This window comes from Burkholderia sp. Ac-20392 (assembly GCF_017104585.1).
GTDB lineage: Bacteria > Pseudomonadota > Gammaproteobacteria > Burkholderiales > Burkholderiaceae > Burkholderia > Burkholderia lata.
Genome location: NZ_JAAGPB010000268.1, coordinates 1 through 11,793, shown reverse-complemented (window position 1 = coordinate 11,793; position 11,793 = coordinate 1). Strand labels below are relative to the sequence as shown.

Annotated in this window: 13 protein-coding genes and 1 tRNA gene; 9 read left to right on the top strand and 5 right to left on the bottom strand. The window is 66.6% G+C overall.

The features are described from left to right. Positions 1-95: 95 nt before the first annotated feature. A tRNA-Phe gene (locus G3N99_RS25045) sits at positions 96-168 on the bottom strand. A 338-nt stretch (positions 169-506) separates the two neighbouring features. On the opposite strand from G3N99_RS25045, the gene rtcR reads away from it, so the two are divergent. Next, positions 507-2,126, top strand: a complete 1,620-nt coding sequence (rtcR, locus tag G3N99_RS25040) for an RNA repair transcriptional activator RtcR (protein ID WP_206123733.1) — start codon at positions 507-509, stop codon at positions 2,124-2,126. Positions 2,127-2,279: 153 nt separating this feature from the next. Continuing rightward, positions 2,280-2,732, top strand: coding sequence for an SUKH-3 domain-containing protein (locus G3N99_RS25035; protein ID WP_346778500.1), 453 nt, complete (start codon positions 2,280-2,282; stop codon positions 2,730-2,732). A gap of 38 nt (positions 2,733-2,770) precedes the next feature. On the opposite strand, the gene G3N99_RS25030 is transcribed toward G3N99_RS25035, so the two are convergent. Beyond that, positions 2,771-3,361, bottom strand: a complete 591-nt coding sequence (locus G3N99_RS25030) for a nuclear transport factor 2 family protein (RefSeq protein WP_206123731.1) — start codon at positions 3,359-3,361, stop codon at positions 2,771-2,773. A 128-nt stretch (positions 3,362-3,489) separates the two neighbouring features. Here G3N99_RS25030 and G3N99_RS25025 point away from each other — a divergent pair, with 128 nt between their 5' ends. After that, entirely contained in the window at positions 3,490-4,032 is a 543-nt protein-coding gene (locus tag G3N99_RS25025) for a MarR family winged helix-turn-helix transcriptional regulator (RefSeq protein ID WP_206123730.1), read from the top strand. Between the two features lie 56 nt (positions 4,033-4,088). On the opposite strand, the gene G3N99_RS25020 is transcribed toward G3N99_RS25025, so the two are convergent. Further along, a complete protein-coding gene (locus G3N99_RS25020) occupies positions 4,089-5,300 on the bottom strand; it encodes an IscS subfamily cysteine desulfurase (protein WP_206123729.1) in 1,212 nt (403 codons plus the stop codon). 255 nt (positions 5,301-5,555) lie between these two features. On the opposite strand from G3N99_RS25020, the gene G3N99_RS25015 reads away from it, so the two are divergent. The 4 genes from G3N99_RS25015 (at position 5,556) to G3N99_RS25000 (ending at position 8,816) form a co-directional block, all read left to right on the top strand. After that, complete coding sequence (locus G3N99_RS25015) at positions 5,556-6,104, top strand: flavin reductase family protein (RefSeq protein ID WP_206123728.1); 549 nt, start codon at positions 5,556-5,558, stop codon at positions 6,102-6,104. Between the two features lie 36 nt (positions 6,105-6,140). Then, entirely contained in the window at positions 6,141-7,619 is a 1,479-nt protein-coding gene (locus G3N99_RS25010; protein ID WP_206123727.1) for a 4-hydroxyphenylacetate 3-hydroxylase family protein, read from the top strand. Between the two features lie 48 nt (positions 7,620-7,667). After that, the gene (locus G3N99_RS25005) at positions 7,668-8,054 is read left to right on the top strand and encodes a hypothetical protein (protein ID WP_011356002.1); all 387 of its coding nucleotides are present in this window, start codon (positions 7,668-7,670) and stop codon (positions 8,052-8,054) included. Positions 8,055-8,126: 72 nt separating this feature from the next. Next, positions 8,127-8,816 (top strand): DUF2848 domain-containing protein, encoded by a 690-nt coding sequence (locus tag G3N99_RS25000; RefSeq protein ID WP_206123726.1) that lies wholly within the window; start codon positions 8,127-8,129, stop codon positions 8,814-8,816. A gap of 24 nt (positions 8,817-8,840) precedes the next feature. Here G3N99_RS25000 and G3N99_RS24995 read toward each other — a convergent pair whose 3' ends face one another. Together G3N99_RS24995 and G3N99_RS24990 are read right to left on the bottom strand one after the other, a co-directional pair. Further along, on the bottom strand, positions 8,841-9,605 hold the full coding sequence (locus G3N99_RS24995; protein ID WP_206123725.1) for a class I SAM-dependent methyltransferase: 765 nt from the start codon (positions 9,603-9,605) through the stop codon (positions 8,841-8,843). 13 nt (positions 9,606-9,618) lie between these two features. Beyond that, positions 9,619-10,245: a LysE family translocator gene (locus G3N99_RS24990; protein WP_011355998.1), complete on the bottom strand. Its 627-nt coding sequence runs from the start codon at positions 10,243-10,245 to the stop codon at positions 9,619-9,621. A 180-nt stretch (positions 10,246-10,425) separates the two neighbouring features. Between G3N99_RS24990 and G3N99_RS24985 the strand changes: the two genes are divergently transcribed. After that, complete coding sequence (locus tag G3N99_RS24985) at positions 10,426-11,226, top strand: helix-turn-helix transcriptional regulator (RefSeq protein WP_174938914.1); 801 nt, start codon at positions 10,426-10,428, stop codon at positions 11,224-11,226. A 149-nt stretch (positions 11,227-11,375) separates the two neighbouring features. Beyond that, a partial coding sequence (locus tag G3N99_RS24980) for an ATP--cob(I)alamin adenosyltransferase (RefSeq protein ID WP_174940798.1) occupies positions 11,376-11,793 on the top strand: 418 nt, incomplete at its 3' end.

The window sequence follows — 11,793 nt, the reverse complement described above, 5'->3', positions numbered from 1 at the left end:
CGATCGCGCGGAACCGCAACCGGTCCGACGCGCGGCGGGCCTTGCGGCCCGCACCGGCGGGTACTGCTTCTATCAAGAGACTGTCCTTGCGGACAGTGTTCGAGCGGGATTCGAACCCGCCACCGGCCGGCTTTCGCCGGCTGCTCGACCTGAATGAGCTTCCGAACAATGGGCGCCCCGGGATTCGAACCCGGACGAAGCATCCTGGCGCGCGCCCGTTTGCCTTCATCTGTCCATGGCGACATGCGCTGCCGCGACGAACGAGGTTCGGCGGCGGCGCACCAGCAGGGCTTGTTGAACCCTGGCTCGTGGGCCAGCGGGACATCCGGCGCTTTCTATTTAGCGAGGAGCGTGCCAGTGGGCGTGTTTGCCCTTCGAATATTTTTTAAGATATTGAAAATAAAGGAGATTTATTTGTAATGCATGGCGAGGCGTCGATGTCTCCTGCCTCGCGTCATCAAGAAAATCCGATACAATCGGATCGCTTCTTATCCCATGAGATAAACATGCGAAAGACCGTCGCCATTGGTTTTCTCGGCACCGTGCTCGACCAGGGCGGCCGCGCGCCGCGCCGTTACCGCAAATGGCGGCCGACGATTTCGCTGTGCGAGCAGCCCGACCTGCCGATCGACCGGCTCGAACTGCTGCATTCGCTGGACTACACGCGTCTCGCCAACCAGGTGCGGGACGATCTCGCGCGACTGTCGCCGCACACCGACGTGCGGCTCACGCCGGTCACGCTCCACGATCCGTGGGATTTCGAGGAGGTCTATGCGACGCTGCACGACTACGCGCGTGCGTATCCGTTCGACCTCGAACGCGAGGATTACCTGATCCACATCACGACCGGCACGCACGTCGCGCAGATCTGCTGGTTCCTGCTGGCGGAAGCGCGCTACCTGCCCGCGCGACTCGTGCAGACGGGGCCGCCGAAGCAGACCGACGAGGGGCCGAGCGGGCCGGGCACGATATCGGTGATCGATCTCGACCTGTCGCGCTACAACCGGATCGCGCAGCGCTTCACGCGCGAGCGCGACGAAACGGTGTCGTTCCTGAAGGCCGGCATCGCGACCCGCAACGCGCGCTTCAATGCACTGATCGAACAACTGGAGCGCGTGGCCGTGCGTTCGCGCGCGCCGATGCTGCTGGTCGGGCCGACGGGCGCCGGCAAGTCGTTTCTCGCGAAGCGCGTGTACGAGCTGAAGCGCGGCCGCCATCGGCTCGCAGGCTCGTTCATCGAGATCAACTGCGCGACGCTGCGCGGCGACGCGGCGATGTCGACGCTGTTCGGCCACGTGAAGGGCGCGTTCACGGGAGCGCAGTCGGCGCGTGCCGGCCTGCTGCGCGCGGCGGACGGCGGCCTGCTGTTTCTCGACGAGATCGGCGAACTCGGGCTCGACGAACAGGCGATGCTGTTGAAGGCGATCGAGGAGAAGCGCTTCCTGCCGGTCGGCGCGGACGTCGAGGCGACCAGCGATTTCGAGCTGATCGCGGGCACGCACCGCGACCTGCGGCAGATGGTGGCGGCCGGCACGTTCCGCGAGGATCTTTACGCGCGGATCAACCTGTGGACGTACGAACTGCCGGGGCTGGCCGAGCGCCGCGAGGACATCGAGCCGAACCTCGAATTCGAACTCGACCGTTTTGGCCGCGAGCAGGGCGAGCAAGTGCGGTTCAACGTCGAGGCGAAGCGACGCTATCTCGCGTTCGCGGCGTCGCCGCGCGCGGCGTGGGCCGGCAACTTCCGCGAGCTGTCCGCATCGGTCACACGAATGGCGACGCTGGCCGATGCCGGGCGGATTACCGAAGCGCTCGCCGAGCAGGAAGTCGAACGGCTGACGCGCACGTGGTCGCCGCCGGGCGGCGCGGGGGCGTCCGATGCATGTGTCGACGCGGTGTTCGGCGCGCGTGCGGCGGAACTCGACCTGTTCGACCGTGCGCAGCTTGAGCGCGTGCTCGACGTGTGCCGCGTGTCGGCAAGCCTGTCGGAAGCCGGGCGCACGCTGTTCGCGGTATCGCGGCAGAGCAAGAAGCAGCCGAACGACGCGGACCGGCTGCGCAAGTATCTGGCGCGGTTCGGGTTGGAGTGGGAGGGCGTGCGGCAGGCGCTCGACGGGGCGCGGTGACGCGCCGGCGGGCGTGATGCTTTAACGGCGGCGGGCATTGATGCGTGCCGTATCGTGTGCAAAAACTACAGGAGCATGGTCGTGATCGAGATTCCCGGGACTGTCCGGCCGCTGTTCGTTGCAGCCGGTTGGCGTGGCAATGCCGATGGCCGAGTGTCATCGCATGATGGCGAACATCCGGGCGATGCGATTCTGCGCGCGTTCGACGGGTTGGTCGTGGGGGCCGATCGTGCCGATCGCCGTGGAGAAACCTGCGCGCGGATGGGGATCGCATTTCATGCGCCGGCGCGCAAGGATCACCAGATTGTCGCGTGGGAACAGGCGCTCGGGACGACGATGGTCGGCGTTGCCGAGGACGATCTCGGGTACGTCGAGTTTTATGTCGATGCGGTAGGACGTGTGTTCGCGACGAATTGCGTGGTCGACGGCGTGTATCTGTGCGGATTCACGTTCGGCGAAGCGGTCGAGCGGACGTTGTGCGGGCGGGTCGCGATTCCGCTAGTGCTCGACGATCGCGCGACGATTGCCTATTACGGCGCGGATCTGACGAGCGACGATCCGCGCGTGATGACGGCCGCGCAGCTCCTTGCCGGGCGCGGGGGGTAGCGCCCGCGGCGTGATGCGGTTGCGTGCCCGGCCGTGCTTCAACCGGCCGCCGCGGCGTGCCGGAACGGCGCCAGAAATGCCCATTCCGGCTGCGCTGTCGCGACATCCGCGAGCCCGCGCTCGAACGCGTGCGGCGGCAGCCACGGATATCCGAACGCCGCGTGCAGTGCATCGAGTTTCACCGACTGCGGATCGTCGATCGTATCCATCCGTGCGATATGAATGTGCAGCGCGGCAATCCGCGCGGTGTCTTCGCTTTTGCCGCTGCCCGCGAACTGCCAGCGGTATGTGCCATGCCCGATCCGCAATGCGCCGTTGTCCTTCTGCCGCATCACGACGAGCCACGACATCCCGCTGACGCCGTGCGGGTCGACTTCGGGTTCCGTGCAGACGTAATAGGTCCGGCATCGCTCGAACCGCTCGCCGAATTCCTCGACCAGCGTGCGTGCAATCGCAGCCGCGCCCGTCACGCGCGGCGGAAAGTCGATGTCGTCGTTCGCGAGCGAAAAGCTCAGCTCGGCATCGGCCGCGAAGCAGTCGGCGATCAGCGCGGGGCGGTTCAGGTCCTTCGCGCGCAGATAGCATTCGAGCAGCGCGCGAACCGACGCGGGATGAAGCGGGAAGGGCATGGACGAGCCTCCTGTATCGGGAAATCGGGACGCATGCACCGGCCGGGCCGGGCCAAGGGCGCATGTGCCTTTGCCGTATAATTTCGTTTCAAAGCTAAATTCGCATGACCGTACGGAGCGTCGAAGTCATGGCCAAGCAGCAAGAGGAGTCCGTTCTGACCATTACCAACCCGTCCTGCCTGATCGACGGCACGGACACGGAATTTCGTCACCTGATCAACGGGCTGCTGCCGTTCGCGGCCCGCCTGCTGTCGGTGCGCGACGGCTTCGGCTCGCTGATCGGCCTCACCGGCATCCAGTATTCGCTGCTCATTTCGGTCGCGCATCTGTCGCACGACGACGTCGTGACCGTCAACCGTCTCGCCGATCACCTGCACCTGAGCGGCGCATTCGTCACGATCGAGACCGGCAAGCTGAAGAAGCTCGGCCTGATCGACAAACGCTCGGACCCCGACGACAAGCGCAAGATGCGGCTCACGGTCACGCCGGCCGGCTCGAAGCTGCTGAAGGCGCTCACCGAGACGCAGCAGCGCATCAACAACGTGCTGTTCGAGGGAGTGACGAAGACCGAATTCAAGGCACTCTGCTCGGTGATCGACCGCCTCGTCACCAATGGCGATCGCGCGACGCTCGATCTCGCCCACCTGATCGCGCGCCAGGAAAAAGGCTGACGCGCACGCCGCAGGCCCGCCCGCGATCGCCGGCTGGCCTGACGCTTCGGCCGGGCTCAGTGCGCGGCCCACTCGATCGTATTCAGGTCGACCCCTTCGAGATGCATGTCCCACAACGGGCTCAGCTCACGCAGCTTGCCGACCGTGTCGCGTACCTGCGCGATCACGCTGTCCACTTCAGCCTCGGTCGTGAAGCGGCCAAGCGTGAAGCGGATCGAGCTGTGCGCTAGCTCGTCGCTGCGGCCCAGCGCGCGCAGCACGTACGACGGCTCCAGCGATGCCGACGTGCACGCGGAGCCTGACGACACCGCGACACCCTTGATTCCCATGATCAGCGATTCGCCTTCGACGAAATTGAAGCTGACGTTCAGGTTGTGCGGAATCCGGCGGGCGAGATCGCCGTTCACGTAAACCTCGTCGAGCGTCGACAGGCCCGCTAGCAGCCGGTCGCGCAATGCACCGACGCGGCGGCTTTCTTCCGCCATCTCTTCCTTCGCGAGCCGGAACGCCTCGCCCATCCCGACGATCTGGTGCGTCGGCAGCGTGCCCGAGCGCATCCCGCGCTCGTGGCCGCCGCCGTGCATCTGCGCTTCGATCCGCACGCGCGGCTTGCGGCGCACGTACAGCGCGCCGATCCCCTTCGGGCCGTAGACCTTGTGTGCGGTCACCGTCAGCAGGTCGACGTTCAGCGCATTCACGTCGACCGGAATCTTGCCGGCCGCCTGCACGGCGTCGCAATGGAACACGATGCCGCGCGCGCGGCACAGCGCGCCGATCTCGGCCACCGGCTGGATCACGCCCGTTTCGTTGTTCGCGAGCATCACCGACACCAGGATCGTGTCGGCGCGCAGCGCCTGCTGCACGGCATCGACATCGAGCAGGCCGTCTTCCCGCACGTCGAGGTACGTGACGTCGAAGCCCTGGCGTTCGAGTTCGCGGCAGGTATCGAGCACGGCCTTGTGCTCGGTCTTCACCGTGACGAGGTGCTTGCCCTTGCCCTGGTAGAAGTGCGCGGCGCCCTTGATCGCGAGGTTGTTGCCCTCGGTCGCGCCGGAGGTCCACACGATTTCGCGTGGATCGGCGCCGAGCAGCGCGGCGACGTGCGCGCGCGCTTCCTCGACGGCCTGCTCAGCCTCCCAGCCGTAGCTGTGGCTGCGTGAAGCAGGGTTGCCGAACTGCTCGTGCAGGAACGGCACCATTTTGTCGACCACGCGCGGATCGACGGGCGTCGTCGCGCTGTAGTCCATGTAGATCGGACGGGATTGCATCGATGCGGCTCCGGAAAGCGGTGTCTCCCGCAGGGCACGAAAGCCCCGCGGAACAGGGTAGCCGCAGTGTACGTGGACATTCCCGGACGCCGCGCAACATCCATCCCGCCAGTAGGGTTGTCTTTCAAACAAAGCTTTCAAGGTCAGGGTTTACGACAGCTTGAACCCGTCTTTGTGTTTACATTTAATAAAAGCTAAATAACAAAGCTAAATAACGGTGCTTTGTTGGGCCGGATTCCACCGCGGAATCCGGCGATGCAACCCAAGGAGGACGAGATGAGCGAGAACCATGCCGGAACCGGCGCGGGCGCCGACGAGCAGCGGCGCTTTCGCACCGCGCTGTCGATGTTCGCGACGGGCGTCGCGGTGATTACTGCCCCGCGCAAAGAGGGGGTGCCGATCGGCATCACGGTCGCGTCGTTCAATTCGGTGTCGCTGGACCCGCCGCTGATCCTGTTCTCGGTCGATCGTCGCAGCCTGAGCCTCGGCGACCTGGCCGGCGCGGGCGGCTATGCGGTCAACGTGCTCGACGAGTCGCAGCAGCACCTGTCGAACTGCTTCGCGAAAGCGAACGGCGACAAGTGGGGCTGGCGTGCCGACGCAGCCGATGAAGATGGCGCGGTGCTGCTGCCCGACGCGCTCGCGACCTTCGAATGCGAACCCTATGCGCAGTACGACGGCGGCGATCACGTGATCTTCGTCGGCCGCGTGACGCGGCATTGCGTGCGCTCGGAAGGGCGTCCGCTGATCTTCTTCGGCGGCCGCTACCGCACGCTCGACGGCCTGCACGCGCCGTCTGCCTGAATGCAACCCACGTTTCATTCCACCCTGGAGGACACCATGATCAAGAACGGGACTCAGCACATCGCGTCGCTGCGCGACGGGCGGCAGGTCTACCTGAACGGCCAGCCGGTCGGCGACGTGACCGCGCACGCGGCATTCCGCAATTCGATCCGCAGCTACGCGAGCCTGTACGACTACCAGGCGCGCGACGAGAACGTCGAGAAGATGACGTTCGTGTCGCCCGACTCGGGCAACCGCGTCAGCCGGATCTGGCAACTGCCGACGTCCTACGACGAACTCGTCGAACGCCGCGCCGCGATGGAAGCGTGGTCGGAGCTGCATTACGGCTTCATGGGCCGCTCGCCGGATCACGTCGCGTCCTGTCTTTCCGGTATGTATATGGGCGCCGACGTGTTCGAGCAATACGATCCGGCGCGCGCGGGCGCACTGCGCGACTACTACCGCCATGCACGCGACAACGACCTGTTCCTGACCTACGTGATCGTGAATCCGCAGGCGAACCAGTCGAAGTCTGCGCACGAGCAGGAGGACAAGTACCTCGCGGTCGGCATCGTCGATCAGGATGCCGAAGGCATCACGGTGCGCGGCGCGAAGATGCTTGCGACGAGCGGGATCATGGCGAACGAGGTGTTCTGCAGCTGCATCCAGCCGCTGCGCGAAGGCGACGAGATGTACGCGCTGTCGTTCGCGGTGCCGATGAACGCGAAGGGCATGAAGATCCTGTCGCGCAAGTCGTACGAGGAGAACGCGACGTCGGTGTTCGACAACCCGCTGTCGAGCCGCTTCGACGAAAACGACGCGGTGCTGTATTTCGACGACGTGAAGGTGCCGTGGGAACGGATCTTCGTCGCCGGCAACACGGCGATGTGCGCGAAGCAGTTCCACGCGACGCCCGCGCACGTGTACCAGAACTATCAATGCCAGGTGCGGCTGATGACGAAGTTGCGCTTCCTCGTCGGGCTCGGGCTGAAGATTTCCGAGGTCAACGGCACGAATACGTTCCCGCAGGTGCGCGAAACGCTGGGCCAGCTCGCGGCCGAAGCGTCGATGGTCGAGGCGTGGGTCTACGGGATGGAAGCGAAGGGCGCCGTCGTCAACGGCTTCTACGTGCCCGACCGCAACATGCTGTACGGCTCGCAGGTCGTCACGCAGCAGCTCTATTCGAAGGTGCTCAACACGCTGCGCGAGCTCGCCGGCGGCGGAATGATCATGCTGCCGTCCAGCGTGCGCGACTTCGAGAACCCCGACCTGCTGCGCATCATCGAGAAGACGCAGAAGTCGCCCGTGTGTTCGTCCGAGGAACGCGTGAAGTTCTTCAAGCTCGCGTGGGATGCGGTCGGCTCCGAATTCGCGTCGCGCCACAACCAGTACGAGCTGTTTTATGCCGGCGCGTCGTTCGTCACGAAGGGGCACGCGTATCGCACGTACGACTGGCAGCGCGCGTCGCATCTGGTCGATTCGATGCTCGGCAGCTATTCGCTGAACCAGGAGCTGTCGACGCCGCGCGCCGCTTGATGCGTCGCCGTGCGTCCGACCTACCCACTATTGCCACAGGAGAGACAGATGGCCATCAACAAGCTTCACGACGAATTCCATACGCTGGACATGCAGCGCGACTGGCGGCTGCCGGAGGGCTATGACCCGGCGTCCGGCGCGCAGGAACTGATCCTGTCCGGCGCGCTCGACACCGAGCGCAAGCGCGGCAGCCGCACGCGCCTGCTGCGCCTGCCGGCCGGGCTGCATACGAAGAAGCCGTTCGTGCACGACTACTGGGAAGAGGTGTTTCTCGTCGAGGGCGACCTGACCGTCGGCAACGACGAGCACGGCAACGGCGGCACGCCGTTCAAGGGCTACACGTACGCGGTGCGCCCGCCCGGCGCTTGGCACGGCCCGTTCAAGTCGAACGGCGGCTGCGTGCTGCTGGAAATTCACTACTACGACCCGGCGTAAGCACGGCCGATCCACGACACACGACGGGCGGCGGCACGCAGCGCGTGCGCTGCCCGCCACGAGGAGCATTCGATGAAAACCATCACGTTCGCGATCGACGGTCGCGACGGCCGTACCGAGCGCGCGATCGCGATCGACACGCTCGTGATCGCGGGCTGGACCGGCCGCGACACGGTCGCCATGGAGCAGCACATCCGCGAGCTGGAGGAACTGGGCGTCAAGCGCCCGGCGACGACGCCCGTGTTCTACCGCGTCGCGGCCGATCGCCTCGATCCGTCGCCGGCGATCCAGGTATCGGGCGGGCAGAGCAGCGGCGAAGCGGAATTCGTACTGGTGCGCGACGGCGGCGAGACCTTCGTCGGCATCGCGTCCGACCACACCGACCGTGAAGTCGAGACCTACGGGATCACCGTGTCGAAGCAGATGTGCGGCAAGCCGTGCGCGAACACGCTGTGGAAGTTCGACGACGTGGCCGGGCACTGGGATCAACTCGTGCTGCGTGCGTACGCAACGATCGACGGCGAGCGCGTGCTGTATCAGGAAGGCAAGGTGACCGCGATGCGCGCACCGGACGACCTGCTCGCGCAGTTTGCACGCCATGACGGCCGCTTCGTCGACGGTACAGTGATGCTCTGCGGCACGCTTGCGGCGATCGGCGGCATCCGGCCGGCCGAGCGGTTCGAGGTCGAGCTGGAGGATCCGGTGCTGGGTCGCACGCTGCGGCATGCGTATGCGGTGGACACGCTGCCCGTGGCGGGCTGACGCGGCAGCGGAACGCGCACGCACTCAGGCGCGGCAGATCGCTATGATCTCCGCGCTGGTCGCGTCGTCGAACGGCGCGTGCTGCCAGTCGCCGTACCAGTCGGCCGACGAGAATCCGCTTGCGATCACGCGCGCCTGCAGGTCGGGTTGTGCAATGAAACGCAGCCGGCTCGTGTTCGTGAACACCGTGTCGTCGCGGCGGAAGCGGTAGTGCGTGTCGAACGTCACGATCGCACCGTCTACCGAGCGCACCGCGTGATGAAGGTCGACGATGCCCGCTTCGCGCGACTCGACGCTGCGTGCCGAATGCGCCGGCGTCCACGCACGCCACGGTGCGATGCGCGGATTGCGAGTCTCGAACAGGAAGCGGCCGCCGTCGGCGAGTACGCGCCGCACGCCGCGCAGTGTCGCGTCGATGTCGGTGTCGGTCAGCAGGCACTGGAACGCATGCCCGGTCATCACGACCGCATCGAACGGTGGTGCGCCAGGCGGCAGGCTGTCGAGCCCGCACGCGAGCCAATGCACGGCGTCGGCGCCGGGCGGGCGTCGCGCGTATTCGATCATCGCCGGCGCGGGATCGATCGCGACGACGTGGTGCCCGGCCGCCGCGAGCCGGCGCGCGAACGTGCCGGTGCCGCAGCCGAGATCGAGGATGCGTTGCCGCGCGGCGCCGATCACGGAGGCGTAGAACGCGAAATCCTGGTCGCCCGCGTTGAACAGGTCGTAGATCGCGACGAGGCGCGGGTCGGTGTAGAGGGCTTCGCCGGCGGGCGCCGCGGCGGACGTCATGCGGCCGTGCGTGTCAGCGCTGCTGCACGGCCACGCGCAGCCCGAGCGCGATGAAGATCGAGCCGATGATCTTCCCCTGCCAGCGCGTGAGCCACGTGAGCCGCTTCACGAGGCGACCGAGCGGACGGATCGAGCACGCGATCAGCGTCGTGTAGAGCGAGCTGAGCACGACGAAGATCAGCCCGAGCACCGCGAACTGCACGAACGTCGAGCCGCGTTCCGGATGCACGAACTGCGGCATGAACGCGAGGAAGAACAGCGCGGTCTTCGGATTCAGCACTTCGGCGGGAATCGCCTGCAGGTACGCCTTGAGCGGCGTGACGGGCGACACGCTCGGCAGCGACGGATCGGACGGCTTCTCGATCAGCGCGCGCACGCCGAGGTAGATCAGGTACGCGGCGCCGACCACCTTCACGACGTTGAACGCGAGCGCCGACGTCATCAGCAGCGCCGACAGGCCGACGGCCGCGAACAGCGTATGCACGAAATCGCCGCTGGCGACGCCGAGGCCGGTCAGGATGCCGGTCTTGCGGCCGCCCTGCACGGTGCGGCTCAGCACGAGCAGCACGGCGGGGCCGGGAATCAGGAACAGGCCCAGGACGACGGCCGTGAAAGTGGTCAGCGTGGTCAGGTCGAACATGGCGGCTCCGGCAGGTGGGCGCAACGGCGGGGGATCGGGGCATTGTATTCGCTTCGGCGTGCGGCTGCAGACGCGGCTCGGGCAGCTACCCGGCGGCAGGGCCGCACCGGCCCCTTTCTGGTATAAGCACGAAAAGGCGCGCGGGCAGCGCGTCCGGCTTCCTCCATCGTCCACCGTTTCATGCGCAAGCTTCCACCGACCACCGATCCCGCAGCGGATGACGAAGTCTTCCACGTGCCGCGCCCGCTCGTCGTGTTCGGCGGCTCGGTCGTCGAGCCCGAATGGCGGCTCGAGCGGCACAGCCATCCGCAGGCGCAACTGCTCTACACGTTGAGCGGCGTCATCTACTGCGAGATCGACGGCGGCGTGTGGAGCGCGCCGCCGCAATGCATGGTGTGGATTCCGGGCGACGTCCCGCATGCGGCGCGCGGCTCGGCCGGCGCGACGTTCTACGCGGTGCTGGTCGAACCCGACGCCGCGCTCGACCTGCCCGCGCGCTGCTGCACGCTGTCGGTGTCGCCGCTGCTGCGCGAACTGCTGCTGAAGGCGGCGAGCTTCCCGAACCTGTACGACGTCGACGGGCCGCAGGGGCGATTGATCGCGACGCTGCTCGACGAACTCGTCGCGGCGCCGGTCGAGGATCTGTACCTGCCGATGCCGGCCGACCGGCGGCTGCGCAAGCTGATCGACCATCTGCTCGACGATCCGGCCGACAAGTCGCCGCTGGCCGAACTCGCGGGGCGCGTGGGCATCAGCGAGCGCAGCCTGACGCGGCTCGCGGCGAAGGAACTGGGGATGAGCCTCGGCGACTGGCGCCGGCGGCTGCACGTCGCGCTGTCGCTGCGGATGCTGACGACCGGCCGCCGCGTGCACCAGATCGCGATCGATCTCGGCTACGAGAGCGCGAGCAGCTTCGTGACGATGTTCCGCAAGGCGACCGGCAAGTCGCCGACGCAATTCCTCACCGACCGGCAACGCTGAGCGGCGCGGACGGCGCGGACGGCGCGGACGGCGCGGCCCGCGCCACGCATGCGCGATTGGCCGGATTGAGCAAGCGGTTGGCCGGGACGACAAATGACGCGGTGGGCCTCGATCCATAAAATGAGAATCGTTCTCATCTGGAGGCCGACATGCAAATCGTCACGACCGAATTCCCGTTTGTCTGGTTGCGTTACACCGGTTCGACGCATACCGATCCCGCCCGCCTGCTCGCCGAACTCGACGCGTTGCTGGCGCGCCGCGAACCGTTCGTTCTTCTGACCGACGACGCGCCGTCCGGCGACGATCGCGGCGGCGACGATCACGAACTGCGCAAGCAACTCGCGAAGTGGAGCAAGGCCAACCGCGCGCAGTCGCGTGAATGGATCCCCGCGATGATCGCGATCGAGCCCGACGCGTCGCGGCGCGTGGCGCTCAATGCCTTCTCGGGCGCGTTCGAGAAGGTGTGGGGCTATCCGCTGAACGCGGCGGCCACCCGCGACGACGCGCTCGCGCTGGCGCAGCGGCTGCTCGACGAACCGGCGCGCGGCGCCGTGGCGGCGAACGGCT